Below are 26,060 nucleotides of genomic sequence, written 5' to 3'. Positions count from 1 at the left end.
GAGCGATGAAACACGACGACAAGCACAACACACCGAACCGAACGGCCGCCCGGCTGCTGTGGCGCATCGGCGCGGTCGCGACGCTCGGCGCCGTCGCCGCGCTGTCGCTGCAGGCCGATGCGGCGCGCACGACGAGCGTGTCGCCGCAAGGCACCGTCGCCGAAGTGCGGCAGGCCGTCGTCAAGTTCAACGAAGCGATGGTCGCGTTCGGCTCGGCGTCCGCGCCGGACCCGGCGCGCGTCGCCTGTACCGATTCCGCGGCCGGCCGCGGCCAGGGACACTGGCTCGACGACAAGACGTGGGTCTACGACTTCGAGAGCGACCTGCCGCCCGGCGTGCGTTGCACGGTCTCGCTCAACGACGCACTTCGCTCGGTCGCCGGCCACGCCGTGACCGGCCCGCGCCGCTTCGCGTTCGAGACGGGCGGCCCGTTTCCCGTGTCCGTGCGGCCGGGCTCGCGCGAGATCGAGGAGCGGCAGGTCTTCGTCATCAAGCTGAACGGCCCGGCCGACGAACGCTCGGCGCTCGCGAACATCTGGTGCGAGGCGGCCGGCATCGGCAACCGCATTCCCGTCACGCTCGCCGAAGCATCGACGCGCGCCGCGCTGCTCGATCATTTCCGCTGGAAAAAGGACGCCGCGCGCGTGCTGACGCTGTCGTGCGCGCAGGCGCTGCCCGCGAGCGCGAAGATGCAGCTTGTCTACGGCAAGGGCGTCGCGAGCCCGAGCGGCATCGCGAACGACACCGAACGGCGCTTCGACTACACCGTTCGCGCGCCGTTCGCCGCGAGCTTCTCGTGCGAACGCGAGAACGCGAAGGCGCCTTGTACGCCGCTGCGCCCGCTGACCCTGTCGTTCAACGCGCCGATCGCGCGTCAGTCCGCCGAAAAGATCCGGCTGCGCGGCCCGGACGGCGCAATCGAGCCGTTCTTCAAGCCCGACGACCGCTCGGAGGAAGTCACGAACGTCCAGTTCGCCGCGCCGCTGCCCGCTCAGGCCGCGTTGACGCTCGATCTGCCGTCCGGCCTGCGCGACGTCACCGGGCGCACGCTGTCCAACGCCGACCTGTTCCCGCTCGCGACGCGCACTGCGCCGATGCCGCCGCTCGCGAAATTCTCGTCGGGCACGTTCGGCATTGTCGAGCGCTTCGCCGAACCGGGTGCGCCCGCGCTCATACCCGTCACGCTGCGCAACGTCGAGGCCGATCTGCACGTCGCGGGCCTCAATACGGGCGGCGCGCAGTTCGCGAACCTGAAGGTCGAGAACGACGCGGCGATCCGCGCGTGGATGCGGCTCGTCGATCGCTTCGACGGCCGCGCGATGACCGTCGAATCAATCGACAAGCTTCGCCCCGGCCTGCTCGCGCGCGATCAGCATCCCGTCTACGTGCCGCTCGCGGCAGGCGAGCGGCAGCCGAAACCGCAGCATCGGCAGATCGACATTCGCTCGCTGTCGCTGCTCGCGGGCGAGCCCGGCGTTCAGACGCTGACGCTGCCGAAGGCCGACCCGAAAGCGCTGCGTCCGTTCGAGGTCGTCGGCGTGCCGATCGACAAGCCCGGCTTCTACGTGCTCGAGCTCGCGTCGCCGGCGCTCGGCCGCTCGCTGCTCGCGAAGCCGTCGAAGATGTACGTGCGCACCGCCGTGCTCGTCACCAATCTCGGCGTGCACCTGAAGCAGGGGCGCGAGAACAGCGTCGTATGGGTGACGACGCTCGACAGGGGCAAGCCCGTGCCTAACGCGCAGGTGCGCGTGTCCGACTGCAACGGCGACGAGATCGCCGCCGGCAGGACCGACGCGCACGGGCTGCTCGCGATCGACACGCCGTTCGAGCCGAAGCGCGAATGCGACTATTCGAAGGGCGACGGCGACTACTTCGTGTCGGCCCGCGTCGACGATCCGAAGACCGGCCCCGACATGGCATTCGTGCGTTCGAGCTGGAATCGCGGCATCGAGTCGTGGCGCTTCAACGTGCCGACCGACACGAGCCGCACGCCGACCGTGCGCGCGCACACCGTGTTCGACCGCACGCTGGTGCGCGCGGGCGAGACGGTATCGATGAAGCACTTCGTGCGCGAGGAGACGCTGCAGGGTCTCGCGTTCCCCGCGCACTACCCGGCGCGCGCGACGATCCGCCATCTCGGCAGCGGCCAGACGTATCGCGTGCCGCTCGCGTGGGCCGCCGATCACAGCGCGGACACGCGCTTCACGCTGCCCGCCGCCGCGAAGCTCGGCGAATACAGCGTCGAGCTCGAAGACGGCGACGAGGACGCACCGAGCGCCAGCTACTACGGCGGCAGCTTCCGCGTCGAGGCGTTCCGGCTGCCCGTCTTCAAAGGCTCGATCGGCGCGCGCGACGCGAAGACGAGCCCGCTCGTCGGCGCGGAGGAAGCGCCGCTCGCGGTGCAGATCGACTACGTGTCGGGCGGCGGCGCGTCGAACCTGCCAGTGCAGGTGTCGGCGTTACTGCAAAGCGCCGCACCGCCGTTCACCGAGCAGTACGCCGATTTCAGCTTCACGCCGTACCGCCCCGAGACCGACGGCGGCATGGTCGACGACGACATGCAGGACGACGACAGCGCGTCGCGCGGCAACGATCCCGACGCGACGAAGCTGATCGCCGACAAGATCCCGCTGACGCTCGATCGCACGGGCTCCGGCTCGCTGACGCTGAAGGGCCTGCCCGCCGTCGACGCGCCGAAGCGCATCGCGCTCGAAGCGACGTTCGCCGATCCGAACGGCGAGGTCCAGACCATTCGCGGCGACGCGATGCTATGGCCGGCCGCGGTCGTCGCGGGCATCAAGGCGGGCCACTGGGTGTCGGTCGGCCAGCGCGTGCCGGTGCAGGCGCTCGTCGTCGATCTGCAGGGCAAGCCGCGCGCGTCGGCGGCGGTCGAGATCAAGGGTGTCGCGCGCGTGACGACGTCGTCGCGCAAGCGGATGGTCGGCGGCTTCTATGCGTACGACAACAAGCACGATACGCACGACCTCGGCGTGCTGTGCTCCGGCAAGACCGACGCGCAAGGCCGCCTGTCGTGCGACGCAACGCTCGCGCAGGCCGGCAACGTGCAGTTGATCGCCGTCGCGAAGGATGGCGGCGGCCGCACATCGAATGCATCGACGTCCGTGTGGGTCACGCGCGACGACGAGCTCTGGTTCGGCGGCGACAACACCGATCGGATCGACGTCATTCCGGAAAAGACCGCCTATGAGCCGGGCGAAACGGCCCGCTTCCAGGTGCGGATGCCGTTCCGTTACGCGACCGCGCTCGTCGCCGTCGAGCGCGGCGGCGTGATGGAGACGCGCGTCGTCGAGCTGAACGGCAAGAATCCGGCCGTCGATCTCAAGGTCGGCGACACGTGGGGGCCGAACGTCTACGTGTCGGTGCTCGCACTGCGCGGCCGGCTGCGCGAGGTGCCGTGGTACTCGTTCTTCACGTGGGGCTGGAAGGCGCCGCTCGAATGGGCGCGCGCGTTCTGGCGCGAAGGACGCCGCTACGAAGCGCCGACCGCGCTCGTCGACCTGTCGAAGCCGGCGTTCCGCTACGGTCTCGGCGAGATCAAGGTCGGCACGGGCGCGCACAAGCTCGGCGTCGCTGTGACGACCGACGCGGCCCGCTACCCGGTGCGCGGCCACGCGCACGTGCGCGTGAAGGTCACGCAGCCGGACGGACGGCCCGCCCCGGCCGGCACGCAGATCGCGCTCGCCGCGGTCGACGAAGCGCTGCTCGAACTGATGCCGAACCGGAGCTGGGATCTGCTCGACGCAATGCTGCAGCGTCGCGCCTACGGCGTCGAGACCGCGACCGCGCAAATGGAGATCGTCGGCCGCCGCCACTTCGGCCGCAAGGCGGTGCCGGCGGGCGGCGGCGGCGGAATGGCGCCGACGCGCGAGCTGTTCGACACGCTGCTGCTGTGGAACCCGCGCGTCGCGCTCGACGCGAACGGCAGCGCGACCGTCGACGTGCCGCTCAACGATGCGCTGACGCGCTTTCGGATCGTCGCGATCGCGGCGACGGGCGCCGACCGCTTCGGCACCGGCAGCGCGACGATCCGCAGCGCGCAGGACCTGCAGCTGATCTCCGGCCTGCCGCCGCTCGTCCGCGAAGGCGATGCGTTCCGCGCGCAGGTCACGGTGCGCAATGCGACGGATCGCAAGATGGACGTCGTCGTGACGCCGCGCGTGCCGGGCGTCGACGTCGCGCCGCAGACCGTCTCGCTCGCGCCCGATGCCGCGCGGGAAATCGCGTGGACCGTCACCGTGCCGGAGCAGGCGATCGACGCGGCGGGCGCGTTGAGCTGGCGCATCGAAGCGGCCGAGCAAGGCGGCAAGCGCGCGGCCGATGCGCTCGCGGTCACGCAGAAGGTCGTGCCCGCGCTGCCCGTGACGGTCCAGCAGGCGACGCTCGCGCAAGTCGACGGCACGCTGACCCTGCCCGTCGCGCCGCCCGCCGGCGCGGCGGCCAACGCGCAGGGCGCGCCGCGCGGCGGCATCGCCGTGTCGCTGCAGTCGAAGCTCGCCGACGGCCTGCCGGGCGTGCAGCGCTGGTTCGAGCGCTATCCGTACCGCTGTCTCGAACAGCAGGCGTCGCGCGCGATCGGCCTGCGCGATCCGGCGCAATGGCAGGCGCTGACCGCGCGGATGCCGGTCTACCTCGATCGCGACGGACTCGCGAGCTACTTCCCGCCGTCGTCCGACGATGCGCATCAAGGCAGCCCGCCGCTGTCCGCGTACCTGCTCGTCCTCGCCGACGAGGCGGGCCGCCTCGATTCGCGCTTCGCGCTGCCGGAGGACGTGCGCACGCAGCTCGAATCCGGACTCGCGCGCTTCGTCGAAGGCCGGATCGAGCGCGACACATGGGCGCCGCGCCAGGACCGCGACCTGCGCAAGCTCGCGGCGATCGAGGCGCTGTCGCGCTACGGCGCCGCGCAAGGCCGGATGCTCGGCTCGATCGAGATCGCGCCGAATCAGTGGCCGACGTCGGCCGTCATCGACTATCACGCGATCCTCTCGCGCGTGAAGGACATCCCGCAACGCGACGAGAAGCGCGCGCAGGCCGAACAGATCCTGCGTGCGCGGCTCACGTACCAGGGCACGCAGCTCGTGTTCTCGACTGCGCGCGACGACGATCTGTGGTGGCTGATGACGAGCAACGAGACCAACGCCGCGCGGCTCGCGCTCGAGTTCGCGGGCGACGCGGGCTGGAAGAACGAGATGCCGCGCGTGACGGCCGGCTTGCTCGCGCTGCAACGCAACGGCGCATGGCAGACGACGACCGCGAACGCGCTCGGCCTGCTTGCGGTCGAGCGCTTCTCGCGCGCCTACGAGCGCGCGCCCGTGACCGGCACGACGAAGGTGACGCTCGGCGCCGACGCGCGCTCGATCGCGTGGTCGCAGCCGGCAGCCGCGGCGGGCGCGGCAACGGCTGCCCCGGCAACGGCCGTCGCGGCGTCGACCGCCGCGATATCGACCGCGGCAGCATCGACGACCGCGATATCGACCGCCGCGACGCGGTCCGCCGCCGCGCGCAGCGTGATGCTGCCGTGGCCGCGCGCCGCACGCGCGCCGGGCACGCTCTCCGTCGTGCAGGAAGGCAGCGGCCGGCCATGGGCGACGATCGAGAGCCTCGCCGCGGCGCCGCTGCGCGCGCCGTTCGCCGCCGGCTACCGGATCGCGAAGACCGTCACGCCGGTGTCGCCCGCGGTCAAGGGCGCGCTCACGCGCGGCGACGTGCTGCGCGTGCGCATCGACATCGATGCGCAAAGCGACATGACGTGGGTCGTCGTCAACGATCCGATCCCGTCCGGCGCGACGATCCTCGGCTCCGGCCTCGGCCGCGATTCCGAAGCCGCGACGCAAGGCGAGAAGTCGCCCGACGCCGCATGGCCCGCATTCGTCGAGCGCGACTTCGACGGCTATCGCGCGTACTACGACTACCTGCCGAAGGGCAAATTCACGGTCGAGTACACAGTGCGCCTGAACAACGTCGGCACGTTCGGGCTGCCGCCCACGCGAGTCGAAGCGCTGTACGCGCCGTCCGTATACGGGCTGTGGCCGAATCCGCCGGTCACGGTCAAGCCGGCCGATGCGGGCAAGCCGTGAGCGGGCGATGAACGGGTTCGCAGCGCCGTCCGCTTCGCGACCCGCGCCGCGACCGCGCGTGCTGCCCGCCGCGCGCCGCGCGCTCGTCGCGGCGATCCTCGCGGTGCCGCTCGTCGCGCACGCGCTGCCGAGCTACGACGACGTGCGGCGCGACTGGCTCAGTTCCGACTGGGTGCTGCTCGCGCGCGACGGCACGCCGCTCGCGCGCACGCGCGTCGACCTCGCCGAGCGGCGCGGCGACTGGATCGCGCTCGCCGACGTATCGCCCGCGTTTCGCGAAGCGATCGTCGTGTCCGAGGACAAGCGCTTCTACGCGCATAGCGGCGTCGACTGGCGCGGCATCGCGGGCGCCGCGTGGGGCAACCTGTGGAACGAGCGCACCCGCGGCGCATCGACGGTGACGATGCAACTCGCCGGCCTCCTGAGCGACGCGCCGCGCCGCTCGGGCCAGCGCTCGCTGCCGCAGAAGGCCGTGCAGGCGATGAACGCGCTGCGGCTCGAACGCAGCTGGCGCAAAGACCAGATCCTCGAGGCATACCTGAACCTCGTGCCGTTCCGCGGCGAGACCGTCGGGCTCGACGCGATGTCGCATGCGCTCTTCGGCAAGGCGCCGTCCGGGCTCGACGTCCGCGAGTCGGCGGTCGCGGCCGCGCTCGTGCGCGCGCCCAACGCATCCGCCGCCAAGGTCGCCGAGCGCGCATGCCGGATTCTGCGCGACATGCGCGCCGCGCAGCCGTGCGCGCCGCTCGACGGATACGTGCGGTTCGTGACTTCGGGCCCGTCGAACGCCGCGCGCGACGACGACGCGCTCGCGCCGCATTTCGCGCGGCGCGTCGCCGCCGAAGTCAAGCCGGGTGCGGGCGCACGCGTCCGTTCGACGCTCGACGCCCCGCTGCAGCGTTTCGCGCGCGACACGCTCACGCGCGCGCTGGCCGAGCTCGACGCGCCCGCCCATCGACGCAACGTGCAGGACGGCGCGGTCGTCGTGATCGACAACGCAAGCGGCGAGATTCGCGCGTGGGTCGGCTCGTCCGGCGCGCTGTCGAGCGCGCGCGACGTCGACGCGGTGCTCGCGCCGCGCCAGGCCGGCTCGACGCTCAAGCCGTTCCTCTACGCGCAGGCGATCGACGAGAAGCGGCTGACCGCCGCGTCGCTGCTCGACGACGCGCCGATCGACCTCGCCACCGGCGGCGGCCTGTACATCCCGCAGAACTACGACAAGCACTTCAAGGGCTGGGTCAGCGTGCGCACCGCGCTCGGCGGCTCGCTCAACGTGCCGGCCGTGCGCACGCTCGTGCTCGTGACGCCGCACCGCTTCGCCCGCACGCTCACCGCGCTCGGGCTGCCGCTCGCCGAGGAGGGCGATTACTACGGCTTCAGCCTCGCGCTCGGCAGCGCCGACGTCACGCTGCTGTCGCTCGCCGACGCATATCGCGCGCTCGCGAACGGCGGCGTCGCGCGCGCGACCGTCGATGTGCCCGCGCCAGCGGCGGTTTCCGTGGCGGCGGTTTCCAAGTCGACCGTATCCGCGGCGACTGCTTCCAAGCCGGCGGCGCCGCCCGCCCGCGCCGCCGCCGGCACGCGCGTGTTCAGCGAGGCGGCGAGCTACATCGTCACCGACATCCTCGCCGACAACAACGCCCGCGTGCGCACGTTCGGCTTCGACAGCCCGCTCGCGACACGCTTCTTCTCGGCCGTCAAGACCGGCACCAGCAAGGACATGCGCGACAACTGGGCTGTCGGCTACACGTCGCGCTACACGGTCGGCGTGTGGGTCGGCAACGCGGATGGCTCGCCGATGTGGGACGTGTCGGGCGTGACGGGCGCGGCGCCCGTATGGGCCGCGATCGTCGGCTACCTGCACCGCAATCTCGCGAGCCGCGCACCGCGTCCGCCCGCGGGCGTCGAGCAGCGGCGCATCGCGTTCGACCGCGATGTCGAGCCCGCGCGCAGCGAGTGGTTTCTCGCCGGCACCGCGCTCGATACGGTGCGGCTCGCCGCGTCCGTGACGCCCGGCAAGGACGGGCCGCGCGCGCCGCTCACGATCGGCGCGCCGACCGACGGAACGATCTTCGCGATCGACCCGGACATTCCGCCGAAGCATCAGCGCATCTGGTTCGAGCGCGTTGCGGGACGCGCGGCGCGATTCTCGTGGCGGCTCGACGGCAAAGTGATCGGACACGGCGACCGGATGGCGTGGATGCCGTGGCCGGGACCACACCGGCTCGAGCTCGTCGACGCGCGCGGCAACGTCGCGGATGCGATCGGCTTCGAGGTGCGCGGCGCGTTTGCGAAGACGGCGGCGAATCCGCGACAGTGACCGCGTTGCGGTGCGTCGTTTGCGCGTCACGCGCCGGAGGATGTACGCCGACGATCGCGCCCGATCGAGCGGCCAACCGGGCGAGCCCGTTGGCGGACGCCGTTGCCGGCATTTCGCTGCGCCGGATCAGTCGCGCCGTTTGTCGACGCGCCGGCAACCGCCGCTTTGGCTGCGTCCTCGGAATGACGGGAGGCGCGTGACGCCACGCCGCCCGTCGATCCTCGTCAGCTCAGATTCAGGACACGCGTCTGGCTGGGCGAACTGCCCGAGCCGACAGCATTGCCGGTATTCTGCCGCGTCGGGTCGGTCATGCGGGTGGTCGGCATGCCGGCAACCAACGTTTTAGTGGCCCCCTGGGGATTACGGGAGGCCCCTGACACGGTTCCCGACGCCACACCGCCCATCGCCCCCCCGCCGTCGCCACTCGATCCCGGGATAGTCGTCGCGGCATTGTGAATGGGGCCGCCGCCCACGTAGATGTTGGAGACGTTCGGTATGGCGCTTGCGCGCCGAGCCGTGTTGGAATAGGCGACAGGCGTACCCGCGGGAGGGGTGAGATTGACGCTCGTGGCAATGTTGTCGCCGCCCGCGCTTGAATTCACCATGACCATTGACGCTTCCTCCTAACCCAGGTGTATTTGTCCAGCATCGATCTTCGACAGTTTCTCTGCCGTGAGCAGGGTATTCTTCGCGTGCAGACGCATGTTCCCGGTCGCGGCGTGATCGATATGCGAGGCCCGCAGATGCTCGACGGTTTCCACGGTACGGAAGCTGCTTCGGCAGGATTGCGCGACGTGGTCCATCACCATCTCCAGTATCTTGCCGATCAGTCGAACCTTCCCGAGCCGGCCATGGAATTCCGCACTGGCCAGTGTCGCTCTATCGGAACACAACGACGCCTCCTGCGCCGACATCGCGAGTCGCTCCGTCTTTATCGACACTTGCTCGCGACTCGTCAGGCGAAGAGCATCGCCGCTCGTCAAATGAACGCTTTGCGTCGATTCCAGCACGAGGTCGCCGTGGACGCGAATGTGCACGCCATCCGCGTCCGGGCGCGCCAGGATCGAGGTCACGTAAATGCATCGGCTGTCCGCTCGGGAAATGGCGACGCGGTCGCCGGCCCGAGGTTCGACCAGACAGCTGAACGCGCGCCGGCAACGCACCTTCGCGCCTTCGCATGCCACGAGGAACACGCCGTCGGGCAGCACGCCGACCACGGTGGCCGCCTTCTCTAGCGTATCGGGCGAAAGATTCGCATGAAATTCCGCTGTCGTTGAATTCATCTTCTTTCCTTCAATTCTGGATGACTGAATAAAGATGGACCGGCGCGAGACGTTCCGACCCATCCGTCAAGCCGTTAATCCGTTAAGCGGCGAGCCGGAAAGCGGCGCCAGGGAAACCGTCGAGTCGGGCGAAGCAACCGCGCAGGCCATCGCCGGCCCGTCGCCACATCCGTCCAGCACTCAATCGCGGTTACGCTGGTCGCGTTCATCCCTTTGCCGCGACCACGCTTGAGCATCCGACAATTCCGGATCGCAATCCAGCGCGCCCGGATGGTCGCGCCACGCCATGTCAGGCGCGGTCGCGCCATGAAACGCGGTCCGGGCAAAGCCGGCTCCGTCAAATGCGGCTTCGGTCAGATCTGCGTAGGAAAAATCGGAACCCTTCAGACTCGTCCGTGAAAAGCGCGAACCATTGCATCGCGCATGTTGAAGCACGGCGCGGTCCAGCGTTGAGCCGGTGAAGTCGATATTCCTGACGTCCGCCTGAACCCATATGCTGTCCTGCAACGCGGCCTCGCGGCAAACGGCGTCCCGCACCTCGGCCTCGAAAAAAATAGCGTACGGCGCGTCGATTTCGTCCAGTCGCGCCCCCGACAGGTTTGCTGCCTGGAAATTGCAGTACGCCAGGCTTGCGGCAGTAAAGTCGACACTGCTCAGATCCGCGCGGGCGAACTGACAGCGATGCATCCGTTGGCCGCGCAAACGCTGGCCGGCGAGACTGGATTCGGCAAAGACGGCGTCATTGAACGTCGCATCGACAAAAATCGTCTGTTTCAGATCGAGCTGGTAGAAGATCGTCTTGCCGACGATGGCCCCGGTGAAATCGGCACGGTCCAACCGCGTCTCGCAGAACACCGAGGACTCGATACGCGCGTCATGAAACCTGCAATCGCTCAGGTCGCTCTTCACGCAGTTGAAGCCATTCGCGTGCGCGCCGTAAAAGTCCGCGCCGACGGCATGGGTCGAGCTCATCGTGCACCCCTGAAGATTGCTTCCCGAAAAGGAAACGTCGTCAAAATGGCATTTTTCGAATATGCATTTCGACAAATCCGCGTGCTGCATGTCGACCCCGCGAAACAGGCATTCGTTGAAAACGGCTTCAACGAGTTGCACGCGCTTCATGCACACGTCGATAAATTGAACGTGCTCGAACACGCCCCCGGAGAAATCGTGCCCGTCCAGGTTTTCCGAATCGATCACGACGTCCCTGACCGCGTGACCATGGCCGATCGTCTCGCGCAACTGTTCCGCGTTCGCTCTCATGTGCGCGCCTCCGCCAGCGGGAACCGCATCGCCTTGTTGAGATAAGCCTCTTCCCACCGGGTATCGGCGTCGGTCAGGATTTGCGAGAGGTTGGCGCGAAACAGATTGGCCCGGCGCAAATCGGCACCGTCCAGTGTCGCGCCCCGCAGACAGGCCGCGATGAGATCGGTGCTCCGGAGATCGGCTCCGGTGAAATCGGCGCGCACGAAGTCGCTCCCCTCCACCTTCGCGCCACGGAAGTTGGCGGCCCGCAGGGCGGCGTCGGTAAAATCGCAGTTGCCGATGCGCGCGCCGCTGAAATCGGCCTCTCCCAGATTCGTTTCGCGAAAGTTGACTTCTCTCAGGATCGCGAACGAAAAATTGGCGCGCCTCATGTCGCAGTGCTGGATAAAGCACGCCTTGACCACGTTCGCGCGATCGAAACGAAGCTGCCCTTGCGCCTGCGCCTCGAGAATCCCGAATCCCTCGATGCTGGCCGCCGAAAACCGCACGTTGACGAGCGCGCAATTCATCAGCAGCATCTTGCGGATCGTCGCGCCCGAGAAATCTACGTCCTCGAAGGATTGATCGATGAAGATCAGACCGCGCAACGTGGCCTGACTGAAATCGATGGCGTGGAATCGGCAGTCATCGAATCGGGTGTTCGCCAGGATGCCGCCATTGAAGCGGCAGCGGCGCAGGCTCACACGCTCGAGCATGCAATCGCTCAAGTTGGCGCCGGAGAAATCCGTCTGTTCGCAATCCGCCAGAGAGAGGTTCGCTCCCGTCAAATCCGCGTTGCTGAAGGCCGTCTGCCTCAGGCTGGCACGCACCAGCACTGTGCGGGTCAATATCGCGCCCGACAGATCGGCGCCGCTCAGATCGGCGTTTTCGAACAGCGCGTCGGCGAGCCGTGCGCCCCGCAGATCCATCCCGGAAAGATCCGCGCCGGTCAGGTCGACACCCTCCAGCGATCGTCCTGCCGCGACGGCCGCGTTGACGAATTCGCGGCGTGACTTCGACGCGGCCTCGTCCAGCCGCGCCGGCGCATCTTGATGTTGCGCCGATTGCAAGTACAGCTGACGAAGGTCCTTGTCCGCATCGTGCGGCGTTTGCCGCGTGGCCGGCGGATCGGTCGAAGCCGGGCTCCCCCGTGCAGCGTCGTCTTCAAGGGGAGCCGTACTGGCCGGCGGACCACGCCGCCCTGCCGCCGAAAACGCTTCGTTAGACGAAAGATCCTGCCGCATTGTCTCCAGGCCGGCGCGCTTCTCGTCGGCCAACGCTTCCTGGCGCTCGACGAACTCGACCAGTTGATCCAGACGAGGCGCCTCCGCCTGGCCGGCGTTCGGAAATACGCTCAACTGATCCCGCAGCAGCCGTTGTCTCGCGCTTTGCGAAACCGCGCCGGACATTGCCGGAAGTTCGGACGACAAATAGCTCTCGGGCAAAAGATCCCGATCGCGCAGCGCATATAACGCAGCCTTCTCGTGTCGCGTGCGCCACTCGATCACCTGGCGATACCACTCGACCGGCCTCGGCTGCCAGCTCGAATCCGCACCGAACAGCAACGTGTGGACGTCGCTTGCGTCGAACTGCCGGATGGTCGCGACGCCGTGATAGATCATCACCACGCGCTCGCGATGCGGAATGAACCACGCGGTCGTCAATCGCATCGGAATTTCTTCCGGCGTATCGCTGCCGTTACGGATGACGAACGATCTGGCGCGCAGCGCAGGCAGGCGTCCGGTCAGCCATGCATGTTCGGGATGCAGGTGCATCAATTCGTAGGTCGCGCCGTCCGGAAATTCGGAAAGCGCGGCCAATTGCTGATCCGCCGGCGCAATGTTGAAGTAGCGCGGATCGAGCGTGCGCGGGAAACCCGGACAATCTTCCTCCAGCCATTGCCGGTCGAGTTCGCCGTACAGGCCGGCGCGCTGTGGCCACTGCGCGTCGATCGGGCAGAAGCCCGCCGGCATGGGACGTTCGTCCGGGAAGCGCATCGGGCTGTGCGCGTATTCGATGTTCGGCAGATAACGCACGGCGCCCTGCTGCATCTCGGCGCCCCGGCCTTTCGGGTTGTCCTCGCAACCCGCCCCGCCGTATGCGAATGCCCAGTCGAGCGCCAATCGCTCGAAAGGCCGCGGCGCGGTGGCGCGCATGCCGTCCCATTGCCGGTCGCCGGATACCCGCAGCCGTTTCTCGATGCCGGCGATATGGATGCCGACCTCGCATGTCCCGCCGCCCGGTTCTTCCGCATATTTTCCGTACGCATATCCGGAGACGAGAAATTCCGGACACGCCTTCGGCAGCGCCATGTCCAGCGTGTATCCGCCCAGTTCGTCGCCGGCCAGTTCCCAGAGCTCCGAGTCCGTCAGCAGTCGCGGATCGTCGCCCAGTGTCGCGGCCATGAGCGCTGCAACGCCAAGGTGTTCCTCTCCATGCATCCGATAGAGGCGGGTCAACGGACTGATCCTGAATGGTTTGATGATCTTCATTTGACAACCTGATGCTTGCAAGAAGCTGCGGTCAAAATGTTATGTCAATTCCCGCGATATTCCTTACATTGCACTTTTTTTGGCTGACCGCTATCCCCGTATTGCTGACGCTCATTCCAGTCGTCGCGATACTCGCGCCAGTCGTCGCAACGCTCAATCCTGTCGTAGTGACACTCTCCCCATTGAGGCTAGTATTCGTAGCGAACAACGAGACGTTGTTCGGGGATTTCAAGGAATTCGTTCCGTTGACTTGCCTACTGGCGTTTCCACTGGTGACCGTCACGGTGTGCCCGACGTTCACGCCGGTCGAGTCGCCGAACACCACGGCCGTCGACGCACCTTGCACGGTACTCACCGATGCGGTTGCGGACGGGTTGGTGAGCACGGCCACGATGTCCTGCAGCGCTTTCGTCACGTTCGCGGCAAGCGCCTGAAACGCGCCGGCGCGTTGCAACTGACGCTGTCGTTTCAGTTGTTGATAGGGTTGCTGTTGCCGCCGCTGCTGCTGTTGCTGTTGCTGTTGCCGCTGCTGTTGCTGTTGCCGCTGCTGTTGCTGTTGCCGCTGCTGTTGCTGTTGCCGCTGCTGTTGCTGTTGCTGTTGCTGAGCCGCCGGCTGTTGCGCCGGAGAAGCGGGACGCGGCGCGCCGCCCAGTCGCAACACCTCGATCAATCGATCCAGCGGCGACCGTGTAGACGGCACCGGCGGCAAATCCAGCCCCACCAGCGTCAGATGCTTGCGCCCGACCGTGATCGTCGAGTCCCGCTCGACCGACACGTCGTAATTGCGCTCCGCATGCAGCTTGACCTGCTCCTCACCGGCCTTGTCCTCGAAGCGCAGCATGTTGGCGTTCTCGCCGCTGCCGGCCGGCGTGCGACTCAGCATCCCGCTTTGCGTCGCATTGTCCGGCAGCGCCCACGGCGGCATGTGCAACGCGTTGTACACCTGCCCCGTCACGATGGGCCGGTCCGGATCGCCGTTCTCGAAATCGACGATCACTTCCGAACCCACCCGCGGAATGTTGATGCCGCCGTAGCTGTTCCCCGCCCATGCATACGACACCCGTACCCAGCACGACGAATTCTGGTCGCGAACGGGTGAGCGGTCCCAGTGAAATTTCAGCTTGACCCGCCCGTACTGATCCGTCCAGATTTCCTGCCCGGGCGGACCGGTCACGACCGCCGTCTGCGGCCCGCGCGTGCGCGGCCTGCGCACCGTGCGCGGCGGCCGGAACACCGTGGTGGCGGGCTGCACGGCAAACGACGTGCTGATCCGGTATTCGCCCGGGCCCGCCGCCCCCTCCGTTTCGGTGGCCGTGAACGACGCGCCGAGCACCAGGTACTCCCGGTTCGCGCCGGCGTGCGGATGGCCTTCCAGCGTAAACGTCGTGCCGCACACGACGTCGCGCACATTGCCGCCGCCCGACGCGCGCTCGCCTTGCGCGCGCACTTCCTCCATCCGCACCCGGGCAAAGTGCTCGCCGAGCGCCGGATCCGTGTAGTCGCCCGGCCATTCGTATCGTTCGAGCCCGTTGTGCGCGGTGTCCTGCGGCAGCGCGTTCTCGACACCGAGGCGCGCCTTCGGATGCTCGAAATCGAAATCGCTCGTGGTCCAGCGGCCAGGCTGGATGCGCTCCGCCGTATTGAACGCGTCGATATATTCCATATCGATCTTGTGTCCGGGCGGGTAGTACCGCAGCGTGCGGTACGCGGCGCTCTCCACCGGCTTGTGCGCGCCCAGATGATCCACGAGCACCATCCGGTGCACCTTGTTCGAGTGCTCGAAGAACCAGTAGATGCCATGCTCCTGCATCAGCCGCTGGATGAATGCGAAATCCGTCTCCCCGTACTGCACCTGGTAGGGCATCTTCGGATACCGGCCGCTCAGCCGCTTGTCGTACGAGTACGAGTACGCATTCAGCACTTCGTCGACGATCTCTTCCACGGTCCTGTTCTGGAAAATCCGATAGTCCGAGCGCTGGTCGGCGAGATAGATCCACGGCTGCATCGTGAGCCGGTATCGGCACTGCCGGTTCAACTGGCCTTCGAAGCTCGCGCCCGTCACGATGCCGCTGATCTCGCGCTTGCCTTCGCCGATATTGGCCGCGCCGGACAGCCCAGGCATGCCGGGCACGAACGCGCCCATTCCCTCGAGCTGGACGGTCACGGTCAGCTCCTTGCCGATCATCGCCTTCAGGTCGAGGTTGGCGGCCTGTTCGTCCGGCAGCGTCAGGTCCGGCGGCGTCAGGCAGTCCAACGTATATGCGTAGATCTCCGACAACGTCTCATTGCCGTGGACGGCACTCAGTTGAAGCGCTGGCTCGCCGACGGGCGACACCGGCAATGCGGGGCCGCTCACCATGACGGTACGAGCGGCGGGAAAATTCGGCATGACTGAAACCCTCCAGAAACGCTATCGATCGGTGAATCGCCTCGTCCTGCGTCCGTCGCGCCCACGCGCGATCAGGACTCGTCGCCGCCCCACTGCGCAAGCAGTTCGACCGGGATCGCCTGCACCACATCCGCATAACGCTTTCCCACGAAATACTCGGCACGCCTGAGCAGCACCGGAATCGGGCTGCTCGGCTCATGCTGCTCGAACCATTCGCGCGCCTGCCGGATCAACTCGCGTGCGGCGTGACGATCGGCCGGCGTCGCGATCGCACCGCGTCCGATCGCCGCCGCAACCGGCGCCGCAGCGCCTCTGTCAAGCGCCGGCGACGATTCGTCCGCCTGCGTGCGTCTCCCCTTCCGCGTCAACGGCGCGTCGGCGGGGGCATCGGCGGGCGCGTCCGCCGGGTCCGCGCCGACCGAGCGCGCGCTCCGACTCGCGACATGCCGAAGCAGCGCTGCGAGCGCCGACAAGTCGGGCGCATATTCACCGAGGTGCTCGCGACTCCATGCATCGATCGCACCGACGCTCGCGAGCGCTTCGTCGAAGCCCGCGAGGATGGCCGGCTGCTGCGCTTGCAGTTCGTCGAGCTGGTGCGCGACCGACTCCGGCGCAAGCGCGTCGCCCGGGCGCGGCTGCGCAAACGCACGCTCCACGTCGCGCACCTGCAGGCGAATCGCGGACGACCGGGTCAATGCGATCTCCCGCACGTCCGCCAGCAGGCCGTCGGCGTCGGTCAGCGCCTGCAGCGCATTCTTCCGGATCTCCAGCGCCGCATCACGATCCGCGTCGACGTCGGGCTGCGGGTGAATCGCATCCGGAAACGCGGCGAGCCATGCGGCAAGCAGGCCGGCGCCTTCCGCGAGTCCCGTCGCCCCGGCGAGCCGGGTGCGGCACCGGGTGAACAGAACCGCGAGGCGCATGTCCTTGCTGCGCATCATCAGCCGCCGGCAGTCGCGATCGACGTCGCTCCAGTTCACGGGCTCCGGCGATCCGACGAAATCGCCATATTGGGCTTCCGCCCGCGGGGCGGCCTTCGCCGCCAGCACGACGAATTCGGGATCGTATTCAGGATCCGCCCCGCACGGAGCGGCCGGATCGACCGGCGCCAGCCAGTCGTGAGTCTTGGGCGTCCGGGCGGACGCGGATTTGCCCGCGTGTTTTTTGTTGTCGCTCATCGGCTCCCCTCATACGCCAAGTGACCGGGCGGATCGGCCGGCATCGTGAACGAATCGGTCCGCATACCGCTCGGGTTCGAAACGCATGCCCGTGACGGGCTCCCCCGAAGGCGAACGGCCCAGCCACCCCGACCAGCCGAGCTGCTGAGTCCCGCCCATCACCGCCGGCGGCGCGCCGTTCGGCTTGATGCGCAGTTCCAGCTCCCATTCGAACTCGTAGCCGACAAACGCCCTCACCCATTCGACGAGCCGCGGCAAGTCTTCGCCCTGGGGCGTGAAGCGCAGGTAGGCGTCGATATCGAGCGGCCCGACGACGATGCGGAATTTGTGCTGCCGGTCCGGCACCAGCTCGCCGAGCATCGCACCTTCGGCCATGGTCGACGAAGCACCCGGCTTGCCGAGATAGCTGTGCTCGAGCGGGTCCACCTGAATCCAGTGAAACACGTTTTCCTCGATCGTCACCGGCACGCCGAAGTACCGCGCGAGCGTCATGCGCAGGCCATCCGGATTGCGAGCCTCGCGCACCAGATGCGGGGACGCCGACAGACGCGCATGCGCGGGCAGCGGACGGCGGCCGATCTCGTCGGTGTCCTGACCGGTGAGACTTGCGATATAGAAGGAAAACCGTTCGTCGCCCGGCCTGTCGAGACCCGCGGCCGCCTGCGCCGACGCCCATGCGCGATACAGCAGCGTCAGATAGCGATGGTGGAAAATGTCGAGGAAATGGCCGAGCGTCGCGTCGCGCCGACTCTCCTCGCGATCGCGCGCGATCTCCGTCACGTGGATGGGCAACGGCCCGTTCGGCCCCAGCATGCCCAGACCGAACAGGCGCACCTTGACCCGCCCGCCCGCCTCGCCGACGCTCGCGATCTCGCGCGGCGCGAAGGCGAGGCTCGGCTGCTGTCCGAGTCGAAACGGCTCCGCCTGCGGGCGCCTGGCAGTGCCGACCGGATCGATGCGTGGATCCGCGCCGATGCGCCGCAAGAGCGTCAGAAAACTGTAGCGCCACGGTTCGGTCCGCAATCGCTCGAGCAACTGCGACGAAAGCGCCGTTTCGCGCACGACGGACTCGAGCATGACGTGCGCCATCAGGCTCCCCCCCGCGCGCCCATGCGCACCGGCCAGCGTGCGATGCGGCCGCGCTGTATCGAATGCAGCTCGGTCTGCGTGAAGACGTTGATCGATACGTGCCGCGCCAGATAATGTTCGAGCACCACGCCGAACAGGTACGGGCTGACCCCGGAAAACCCCGGCTCGTCGACGGTCAGCGAGCATTCGACGCCGCGCCCGAAGACGAGCGGGCCCGCACCCGGCAGCTTCCGCGTCACCGGCCGCGTCTTCACGCCGACGAGACTCTCGATTTGCCGCCGGTTGTCGGCCTCGTCGCCCGTCAGGAAAAGCCGCAGCAGATCGCGCAATCCCTGGCCGCCGGCACGGTGATCGAGTTCGTCGAGCGGCAGGTAATTGAAATTCAACTGGCGAATCAGCCGCCAGGCCGTCTCGCGCTCCGCATACGGCGCCTTCGGCACGCTCGGTGCGCGGATCAGTCCGACGCTTTCGAGCGGCGCGGATTCGGCCACCATCAGGTCGCGAACGCCGTCGCGCGGCACGAGGCTCGGCAGATCGCGGTTCGTCACCAGCGCATCGACCGACAGGTAGCGAATGTCCTCGCTATAGGGCGCCTCGTTCTGGTCGACGAGCGACACGAACGTCTCCGTGCCGACATAGGGCGTACGCGTGCCGTAGCGACGCGCCGATTCCGACACGAGCCTGCGCTCGCGCCGTGTCGAGAAATATCGGCCATGATTGTGCTCGTCGTTGTTCAGCGTCTGGTACAGCGGCCGGAACTCGAGTTCGGCGGAAGTGGCCGCGACCTGTCCGTACATCGCCTCCACCGAAAACACCTCGTAGTCGAGCGGCGCCAGGCGAGCCGGCACCAGGCGGAACTCCGTCTGTCCCGACGACAGTTCGATCCGGTCCGTGTGGCGCGGAAACAGGTTGATCACCGGCGTGCAGAACAACGCGAAACGCGATGCGTCGACGACGTTCGCGAGCCGCTCCGTCGACTGGTCGAGCAGCACGACGATCTCGACCTCCTGGCCGGTCACGCGGCGCAATCCTGCCTCGAGTCCGGTCAAAGCGAAGAAGTAGAACCGCCCTGGACAGGCGAAGTATTCATGCAGCAGGTTGTGCCCGTGGAACTTCGACCATGTGAGCGGCAGCAGGCTCTGGTCGGCGCCGAGTCCTTCGTGGACGACCGCATTGACCGTGACGGCCGAGAGCGGCTGGCCGGGCGCGGCGAACTCACCGGGCGCCCCCGTGATCGTCGCGACGCCGGCGGCGTGCAGCAGTTCGAAGAGATGCGAGGCGACCTGGTCGTCGCCCGCCAGATACAGCGGCAGCCGGTCCAGTCCCTTCAGATCGGCCATGCGGGCGTTGCCGGTCGTGCGCAGCCGCAGGCGCAGCGCGCCGCGCACCTGCGTGCTGGCCGGCACATAGCGGTCGAGCGCGGGGATGTCGGGCGGAATGCCCGTCAGCCGCGCCTCGGCGATCTCCAGCGGATAGAGCGTCACATCCTGGCCGCTGCGGAACTGGCAGGCGGTCTTCTCGCCGGCCGGCACGCGCGCGGTGAAGGCGGTGCCGCGCGCGATGCGGAACCCGTCCGCGAGATTGCCTTCCGTGCGGCTCGGATAGAGGCGCGCGACCGCCATCGACGGCGTGGGCGCCACGTAGTTCGGATACAGCACCTCCAGCAGCCGGCCCGTGAAGCGCGGGAACTCCGCGTCGAGCTTGAGCTGCATGCGCGCGGCCATGAAGCAGAACGACTCGATCAGCCGTTCGACGTACGGGTCGGCCACTTCGCCCGCCTGCATGCCAAGGCGCCGCGCGATCTTCGGGTGTGCCTGCGCGAACTCGGCGGCAAGCTCGCGCATATAGATCAGTTCCTGGTTGTAGTAGTCGAGCAGTCGCGGGTCCACTGTGCATTCCCGTTTGTCGGCCCGCGCGTCAGCTCGCGCGCATGCCGGTGATGTTCACCTGGCTCGTTTCCAGATCGAGCGAGCTCTGGACCATGAATTCGAGCGGATAGGGGTCCATGCGGATCATCCCTCGCACCTCGAACGACAGCACGTTGGCGCGTTCACTGGCCTCGGTGTCCTTCGATGGCGCGACGACGAGCGTTTCCGCGATCAGTCTCGGCTCGAAGTCGCGAATCACCCGGCGGATGATCCGCTCGATCTCGGCCCACTTGCGTGAGGCCATGAACGCGCCGGCGAGCGGCGGCATGCCGAAGTTGACGGTCGACGCCGCCGCTTCCGGATATCGCTCCCGGTCGATGTGCTCCTCGATGCTCATCGTATTGAGCAAAAACGCAAGGTCCCGCTGGACGATGCCGCGCATCTGCATGCGCGTCACCGCGTATTCGCCGGGCGCTTCCGTCTGGCGCTGGGGCGCGTCGTCGCGCAGGCGGTCGAGCAGCGTGGGCAGCAGATGCGTGTTCGCGCGGCGCGGCGTCGCCACGCCATCGTCGCCCGCGCGCCTGTCGCTGCGCTTGTCCTGCACCGGCACGCCCTTCTTATTCATGCCCATCGGTGTCCCCCTCGCATGATGCCGGTTCATGCGTTGCGCGGCCGATCGCGTCGGTCGCGAGCGCTTTCTCGCCGAACTCGCAGGTTTCCAGTTCGAACAGGCCGAAGTCGCCCGCGCTCGTCGACCAGGTCTTCCGGCCAAGCGCGATCACGCCGGTACGGCCGACCTCGCGCCATACCGTCCTGCGGCCCAGGCGCAGCGCGTCGATTTCCTCGCGCGCGCATGGCCCGGCGCCCGTCCGCCCGCCTTCCGAACCCGGATAGCGCGCCGGCATGAACCCCCGCATCGGGCTGCCGTCGACGAGCTTCAGCGCGCAGGGCGCCCATACGAGATCGAGCAGCTTGGCCGGACGCGCGACGTGCCACGCGCAAATGTCCGAAAACGGCAGCCAGCGATAATGCCCGGCGGTCACGATCTCGCAAACCGGTCCGAACCGCGAATCGCTGTCGGCGATCCAGTCAAACAGCGCGTGCGGGATGCGCGCCGCGACGAGCGGCGCCTGATCGAGTGCATGCTCCCGCACGCGGTCGGCCTCGTCGTGCCTGCCGATCGACGCGAGGCGCAGCGCCTCCAGCAAACCACCGGCCCACTGCGGCGCGTCGAACACGAATCCGGGCCGCGCCTGTCCGGCCGCCACGCCGGCGCGCCAGCGCTCGGCGCGAATCAGATCGCGGTATGCCTGGGCTGTCTGCGCGTCCTGCGGAGCGAGCTGCGCATGGACCTGCAACTGCTGAACCGCGCGCTCCCATTGCCCCATTGCGCAAAGCAGCTGAAAGAGCGACCAGCGGTGTTCCGCGACCGCGGGCTGCGCCCGGACTATCGTCTCCAGGCTCGCCAGCCTCGCCTCGAGCGGCAGATCGCGCGACGGACCGGCCTCGGCGGCGGAGAACGAATCGGAGGGAATCGGCATCGTCATGGCGCGTCGTGGTTCGACGTCGAACCCGACGCCGACAGCGGACTATCGATGGCAAGCGTCTGGTGTTCCCGCCGGGCAAGTGCAGGCGGCAGACTACCCGGCCGGCGCGCCATCGCCGCGTGGTATTCGGCCGGCGCAAAAAGCCGCAGGACCTCCGGAATCGGCTCCATCGCCGCCGGATCGGGCGCATCGCCCGGCTTGAGCAAGCCGAAGACTTCGTCGAAGACGGGCGAGCCGGACACGAGAGCGTCGATCGAATCCGCCTCCTCGGCCTCCTCAATCCCCTTGCGCCGGTCGCCCCGCTGATCGGGCGGCGGCCTGCGCACGATCGCCGTTTGAGCCGGCCAGTCACTCGCGAGCGACGCCTGCGGATCGTCAAGCGCGCCGCAGTACTGCTCGTACAGCGACTGCATCAGATCCCGCGCCTGGACCGGGCTGCCGGCCGCCGTCGCAACATCCGTTGCGGGTTCACCCTGCCGGCGAGCGAACGTTTCCGCCGAAATCGCCGTGCCGATGAGGCCGAACACCGCGTTGCCGTCGCGGATCGCGTCACGCAAGCCATCTTCCGGCGAGCCGGTCAGCAGCGTTTCCATGACCGGCGCGTCCGCGTCGCAGGCAGCCGCGGGCGAAGCGTCGGCGCGCTGCGGCATCGCTTCGGCGTATTTCATATCCGGCTCGCCACGGCGAAACAGTTTGAAAGTGCGCATAGGGAATCCGATCAATTGCGAGGCTCAATTAAAAAGCGGCGCTGACATCCATTCTAATTTTCCATCCGTCGAAACGGATTTAATACGTCAACCGATTTTCACAAACCAGACATGCCGCACGCGAGCCTTCGGCTAATTAATCAATCCAATCTCAAAAAAACCAATGACCGCAGCTCCATTTTCACTACGAGCCACATACTGCCCGACGCAAGTGCAAAAACAGTGTGCGCCTGACGATTGCCGCTGTCCATAACCAGCAGGATCGACTTTGCAATTTTTAACAGTTTCCGTTCGCCTTATATAACCATCTACCATTTCGCTTTATAAAACAGGCCAACGATTTATGGTAGTTGACGAATGATCGACCCCACAAAAATAATTCGATCAAGGGCAGTCGATTCAATGCAATCAACCGATTTTCAAATGACGCATAAAACATTTAGACAACATGCGAAACGACCTGCCCCCTCCGCAATAAAAAGAACGACAAGGTAAGCAAAAGAAAGGGGCTGTTCATGACGATTTCGCGTCAGGCGCTGTTTGGCAAGCTCGGGGGCACGCTCTTCAGGGGAATCGAGTCGGCTACGGCTTTTTGCAAGCTGCGCGGCAACCCGTATGTCGAGCTGGTCCACTGGCTGCATCAGTTGCTGCAGCAGGCCGACTCGGACCTCCATCGCATCGTCAGGTGCGCCGGAATCGATCGCGACACACTGGATCGCGACATGGCGCGCGCGCTCGCGGCGCTACCCGTCGGGGCGAGTTCGATCAGCGATTTTTCGCATCACATCGAAACGGCGATCGAGCGCGCATGGGTGCTGGCGACGCTGCGCTTCGACGACCGCCGCATCCGCGGCGCGTGGCTCGTGGCAGCGCTCGTGCATACGCCGGACCTGCGACGCGTGCTGCTGTCCATTTCGCCGGCCTTCGGCAGGATTGCTCCGGACGGAATCGATGACGCGCTGCCCGCGTGGATCGAAGGCTCCCCGGAAGCCGCCGACGCGCCCTACGACAACAGCGATTTCTCCCCCGCTACGCCCGGCGAGGTATCCAATGCGATGCCTCCGGCATCGAAGGGCTCGCCCCTCGAACAGTACTGCACGGACCTGACCGCCCGCGCGCGCAACGGCGGCATCGACCCTGTCGTCGGCCGGGAGCGGGAAATCCGCACGATGATCGACGTCCTGCTGCGGCGCCGTCAGAACAATCCCCTGCTCACGGGCGAAGCGGGCGTAGGCAAGACGGCCGTCGTGGAAGGCCTGGCGCGGGCGATCGCAACAGGCGACGTGCCGCCGAAGCTCGCCGAGGTACGGCTGATGAGCCTCGATGTCGGCGCACTGCTCGCCGGCGCGAGCATGAAGGGCGAATTCGAGGCGCGCCTGAAAGGGGTGCTCGAAACCGCCGCGAAGTCCGCCGCGCCGGTCATCCTGTTCGTCGACGAGGTCCACACGCTGATCGGCGCCGGCGGCCAGGCCGGCACCGGAGACGCCGCGAACCTGCTCAAACCCGCGCTCGCGCGCGGCACGATCCGCACGATCGGCGCGACCACGTGGTCCGAGTACAAACGGCACATCGAGAAGGACCCCGCGTTGACCCGCCGGTTTCAGGTGCTGCAGGTGCCGGAGCCGGAGGAACCGGCGGCGGTCCATATGGTGCGCGGCCTCGCGCAGATGTTCTCGCGGCATCACGGTGTCGCGGTGCGCGACGAAGCGATCCGCGCCGCGGTGAAGCTCTCGCATCGATATATCCCGTCGCGCCAGTTGCCGGACAAGGCGATCAGCCTGCTCGACACCGCCTGCGCGCGCGTGGCGCTCTCGCAGCATGCCGCGCCGCGCGAACTGCAGGACGTCCGCCAGCGTCTGCAAGCGGCGCGCATCGAACTCGACCTGCTTCGGCAGGAGGCGCGCATCGGCCTCGCGGCCGGCCGGTCCGTCGCCGCCGCCCGCGAGCGCATCGCGGCGCTATCGGCCGAGGAAGCGGCCGTCGACGCACGCTGGAAGGCGCAGGCCGACGCGGCGCAGGCGCTGCTCGCCGCGCGCGAAGCGGCGCTGGCCGGGGATCCGGAGCCGGCGACAGACACGCCGGACGCCACGTCCAACACGGCGCTGCGCGAACTCGAGCGTGTGCTCGCCGCATCGCAAGGCGACACGCCGCTCGTGTTCCCGGAAGTCAACGAGGCGATCGTCGCGGAAATCGTCGCCGACTGGACCGGCATTCCGGTCGGCCGGATGGTGACCGACGAAGTCACCGCCGTGCGAACGCTGCCCGCCACCCTCGAAGCGCGCGTGATCGGCCAGCCCGATGCGCTGCGCCAGATCGGCGAGCGCGTGCAGACCGCGCGCGCGGGTCTGATCGATCCGAAAAAACCGCTCGGCGTGTTCCTCCTGGCGGGGCCGTCGGGCGTGGGCAAGACCGAAACCGCGCTCGCCCTTGCCGAAGCGCTGTACGGCGGCGAACAGAACCTGATCACGATCAACATGAGCGAGTATCAGGAAGCCCACACCGTATCCGGCCTGAAAGGCGCCCCGCCCGGCTACGTCGGCTATGGCGAGGGCGGCGTGCTGACCGAGGCGGTGCGGCGCCGCCCCTACTCGGTCGTGCTGCTCGACGAGATCGAGAAAGGGCATCGCGACGTGCACGAAATGTTCTTCCAGGTGTTCGACAAGGGTTACATGGAAGACGGCGACGGCCGCTACATCGATTTCCGCAACACCACGATCCTGCTCACGAGCAACGTCGGTTCGGATCTGAGCGCGAGCCTGTGCGCCGACGCGTCGCTCGCGCCGGACGCCGCCGGCCTTCGCGACGCGCTCATGCCCGAGCTGCTGAAGGTCTTCCCCGCCGCGTTTCTGGGGCGCGTCACCGTCGTGCCATACCGGCCGCTCGAACAAGGCGCGCTCTCGCGCATCGTGCGCCTGCATCTGGATCGCGTCGTCACGCGCATGGCCGACAACCATCGGATCGCCCTTGCGTATGACGACGCGGTCGTCGACTACATCGTCGGGCGGTGCCTCGTGCAGGAAACCGGCGCCCGGCTGCTGATCGGCTTCATCGAGCAGCACGTGCTGCCGCGCCTCTCCGCGCTGTGGCTCGACGCGTTCGGATCGAAAGAAGCGCTCGCGCGCATCGACGTCGACGTGGCGGACCCGGCCGCGCCCGCGCTGGAGGCACTCGCCTTCCACCCCGGTTACGCGGACCGCGCCACATCCCCGGCGACGTCCCCAACCGCGCCGCTTTTCGTCGAGCAGGCGAACTAACCCTGCTATCCCTTCCCTCGTCCATGGAGTCACGCATGTCCGCATCCAGCAGCTCTCAAAAATTCATCGCGCGCAATCGCGCGCCACGCGTGCAGATCGAGTACGACGTCGAAGTCTACGGCTCGGAAAAGAAGGTCGAACTGCCGTTCGTCATGGGCGTGCTCGCCGATCTGTCCGGCAAGCCGGTGACGCCGCTGCCGGCAGTGGCCGACCGCCGCTTTCTCGATATCGACATCGACAACTTCGACGAGCGCATGAAGGCCATCAAGCCGCGCGCCGCGTTTGCCGTCCAGAACACGTTGACGGACGACGGGCAACTGATGGTCGACATGACCTTCGAAAGCATCGAGGACTTCTCGCCGGCCGCGATCGCGCGCAAGGTGGAACCGCTGCGGCAGCTGCTCGAGGCGCGCACGCAGCTCGCGAACCTGCAGACCTACATGGACGGCAAGTCGGGCGCCGAAGCGCTCGTGAACCAGTTGCTGCAGGACCAGGCGCTGCTCCAGTCGCTCGCGTCCGCACCGAAACCCCAGCTCACGAGCGAACCGGGCACCGAGGATGCCGCGGGTCGCGAGGACGACGCAATCTGA

Annotated in this window: 15 protein-coding genes; 4 read left to right on the top strand and 11 right to left on the bottom strand. The window is 67.5% G+C overall.

Features of this window, described 5'->3' with window-relative positions; all coding sequences use genetic code 11:
* Positions 1 to 5 precede the first annotated feature (5 nt).
* Together WS69_RS19815 and pbpC are read left to right on the top strand one after the other, a co-directional pair.
* Entirely contained in the window at positions 6 to 6,098 is a 6,093-nt protein-coding gene (locus WS69_RS19815; protein WP_059472386.1) for an alpha-2-macroglobulin family protein, read from the top strand.
* A gap of 7 nt (positions 6,099 to 6,105) precedes the next feature.
* A complete protein-coding gene (pbpC, locus tag WS69_RS19810; protein WP_059472385.1) occupies positions 6,106 to 8,418 on the top strand; it encodes a penicillin-binding protein 1C in 2,313 nt (770 codons plus the stop codon).
* A 224-nt stretch (positions 8,419 to 8,642) separates the two neighbouring features.
* Here pbpC and WS69_RS31580 read toward each other — a convergent pair whose 3' ends face one another.
* The 11 genes from WS69_RS31580 to WS69_RS19760 all read right to left on the bottom strand — a co-directional run bounded on the left by WS69_RS31580 (position 8,643) and on the right by WS69_RS19760 (position 22,216).
* Positions 8,643 to 9,029 (bottom strand): PAAR-like domain-containing protein, encoded by a 387-nt coding sequence (locus tag WS69_RS31580; protein ID WP_082716328.1) that lies wholly within the window; start codon positions 9,027 to 9,029, stop codon positions 8,643 to 8,645.
* A gap of 12 nt (positions 9,030 to 9,041) precedes the next feature.
* Positions 9,042 to 9,701 carry a DUF3540 domain-containing protein gene (locus tag WS69_RS19805; protein WP_059472384.1) on the bottom strand — a complete coding sequence of 220 codons (660 nt, stop codon included), beginning with the start codon at positions 9,699 to 9,701 and terminating at the stop codon, positions 9,042 to 9,044.
* Positions 9,702 to 9,881: 180 nt separating this feature from the next.
* The gene (locus WS69_RS19800; RefSeq protein ID WP_059472383.1) at positions 9,882 to 10,964 is read right to left on the bottom strand and encodes a pentapeptide repeat-containing protein; all 1,083 of its coding nucleotides are present in this window, start codon (positions 10,962 to 10,964) and stop codon (positions 9,882 to 9,884) included.
* Complete coding sequence (locus WS69_RS19795; protein WP_059472382.1) at positions 10,961 to 13,438, bottom strand: DUF2169 family type VI secretion system accessory protein; 2,478 nt, start codon at positions 13,436 to 13,438, stop codon at positions 10,961 to 10,963. The genes WS69_RS19800 and WS69_RS19795 overlap by 4 nt, the downstream gene beginning before the upstream one ends.
* Positions 13,439 to 13,469: 31 nt before the next feature.
* The gene (locus WS69_RS19790) at positions 13,470 to 15,827 is read right to left on the bottom strand and encodes a type VI secretion system Vgr family protein (RefSeq protein ID WP_059472381.1); all 2,358 of its coding nucleotides are present in this window, start codon (positions 15,825 to 15,827) and stop codon (positions 13,470 to 13,472) included.
* 71 nt (positions 15,828 to 15,898) lie between these two features.
* A complete protein-coding gene (locus WS69_RS19785) occupies positions 15,899 to 17,005 on the bottom strand; it encodes a type VI secretion system protein TssA (protein ID WP_059472380.1) in 1,107 nt (368 codons plus the stop codon).
* 9 nt (positions 17,006 to 17,014) lie between these two features.
* A complete protein-coding gene (gene tssG, locus WS69_RS19780; RefSeq protein WP_059472379.1) occupies positions 17,015 to 18,094 on the bottom strand; it encodes a type VI secretion system baseplate subunit TssG in 1,080 nt (359 codons plus the stop codon).
* Positions 18,094 to 19,983 carry a type VI secretion system baseplate subunit TssF gene (gene tssF, locus WS69_RS19775; RefSeq protein WP_059472378.1) on the bottom strand — a complete coding sequence of 630 codons (1,890 nt, stop codon included), beginning with the start codon at positions 19,981 to 19,983 and terminating at the stop codon, positions 18,094 to 18,096. Before tssF ends, tssG begins: the two co-directional genes overlap by 1 nt.
* 28 nt (positions 19,984 to 20,011) lie before the next feature.
* Positions 20,012 to 20,587, bottom strand: coding sequence for a type VI secretion system baseplate subunit TssE (tssE, locus tag WS69_RS19770; RefSeq protein ID WP_059472438.1), 576 nt, complete (start codon positions 20,585 to 20,587; stop codon positions 20,012 to 20,014).
* Positions 20,580 to 21,509 carry a type VI secretion system accessory protein TagJ gene (locus WS69_RS19765; RefSeq protein ID WP_059472377.1) on the bottom strand — a complete coding sequence of 310 codons (930 nt, stop codon included), beginning with the start codon at positions 21,507 to 21,509 and terminating at the stop codon, positions 20,580 to 20,582. Before WS69_RS19765 ends, tssE begins: the two co-directional genes overlap by 8 nt.
* The gene (locus tag WS69_RS19760) at positions 21,506 to 22,216 is read right to left on the bottom strand and encodes a TagK domain-containing protein (RefSeq protein WP_059472376.1); all 711 of its coding nucleotides are present in this window, start codon (positions 22,214 to 22,216) and stop codon (positions 21,506 to 21,508) included. Before WS69_RS19760 ends, WS69_RS19765 begins: the two co-directional genes overlap by 4 nt.
* Positions 22,217 to 22,731: 515 nt before the next feature.
* Between WS69_RS19760 and tssH the strand changes: the two genes are divergently transcribed.
* Both tssH and tssB read left to right on the top strand, forming a co-directional pair.
* A complete protein-coding gene (gene tssH / locus WS69_RS19755) occupies positions 22,732 to 25,470 on the top strand; it encodes a type VI secretion system ATPase TssH (protein ID WP_059472375.1) in 2,739 nt (912 codons plus the stop codon).
* A gap of 35 nt (positions 25,471 to 25,505) precedes the next feature.
* Positions 25,506 to 26,060 carry a type VI secretion system contractile sheath small subunit gene (gene tssB, locus WS69_RS19750; RefSeq protein ID WP_059472374.1) on the top strand — a complete coding sequence of 185 codons (555 nt, stop codon included), beginning with the start codon at positions 25,506 to 25,508 and terminating at the stop codon, positions 26,058 to 26,060.

The sequence above is a fragment of the Burkholderia sp. BDU5 genome (genome assembly GCF_001522845.1).
Lineage (GTDB): Bacteria > Pseudomonadota > Gammaproteobacteria > Burkholderiales > Burkholderiaceae > Burkholderia > Burkholderia mayonis.
The sequence above is the reverse complement of the archived record's forward strand: the minus strand, read 5'-3'. Positions and strand labels throughout refer to the sequence as shown.

What these genes read in the sequence shown, in the direction of transcription:
- tssH (WP_059472375.1), top strand. Translation starts at nt 22,732, where the DNA reads ATGACGATTTCGCGTCAGGCGCTGTTTGGCAAGCTCGGGGGCACGCTC.
- pbpC (WP_059472385.1), top strand. Translation starts at nt 6,106, where the DNA reads ATGAACGGGTTCGCAGCGCCGTCCGCTTCGCGACCCGCGCCGCGACCG.
- WS69_RS19765 (WP_059472377.1), bottom strand. Translation starts at nt 21,509, where the DNA reads ATGACGATGCCGATTCCCTCCGATTCGTTCTCCGCCGCCGAGGCCGGT.
- WS69_RS19795 (WP_059472382.1), bottom strand. Translation starts at nt 13,438, where the DNA reads ATGAAGATCATCAAACCATTCAGGATCAGTCCGTTGACCCGCCTCTAT.
- WS69_RS19760 (WP_059472376.1), bottom strand. Translation starts at nt 22,216, where the DNA reads ATGCGCACTTTCAAACTGTTTCGCCGTGGCGAGCCGGATATGAAATAC.
- WS69_RS19805 (WP_059472384.1), bottom strand. Translation starts at nt 9,701, where the DNA reads ATGAATTCAACGACAGCGGAATTTCATGCGAATCTTTCGCCCGATACG.
- tssE (WP_059472438.1), bottom strand. Translation starts at nt 20,587, where the DNA reads ATGAATAAGAAGGGCGTGCCGGTGCAGGACAAGCGCAGCGACAGGCGC.
- WS69_RS19785 (WP_059472380.1), bottom strand. Translation starts at nt 17,005, where the DNA reads ATGAGCGACAACAAAAAACACGCGGGCAAATCCGCGTCCGCCCGGACG.
- WS69_RS19800 (WP_059472383.1), bottom strand. Translation starts at nt 10,964, where the DNA reads ATGAGAGCGAACGCGGAACAGTTGCGCGAGACGATCGGCCATGGTCAC.
- WS69_RS19790 (WP_059472381.1), bottom strand. Translation starts at nt 15,827, where the DNA reads ATGCCGAATTTTCCCGCCGCTCGTACCGTCATGGTGAGCGGCCCCGCA.
- WS69_RS31580 (WP_082716328.1), bottom strand. Translation starts at nt 9,029, where the DNA reads ATGGTCATGGTGAATTCAAGCGCGGGCGGCGACAACATTGCCACGAGC.
- tssG (WP_059472379.1), bottom strand. Translation starts at nt 18,094, where the DNA reads ATGGCGCACGTCATGCTCGAGTCCGTCGTGCGCGAAACGGCGCTTTCG.
- tssB (WP_059472374.1), top strand. Translation starts at nt 25,506, where the DNA reads ATGTCCGCATCCAGCAGCTCTCAAAAATTCATCGCGCGCAATCGCGCG.
- WS69_RS19815 (WP_059472386.1), top strand. Translation starts at nt 6, where the DNA reads ATGAAACACGACGACAAGCACAACACACCGAACCGAACGGCCGCCCGG.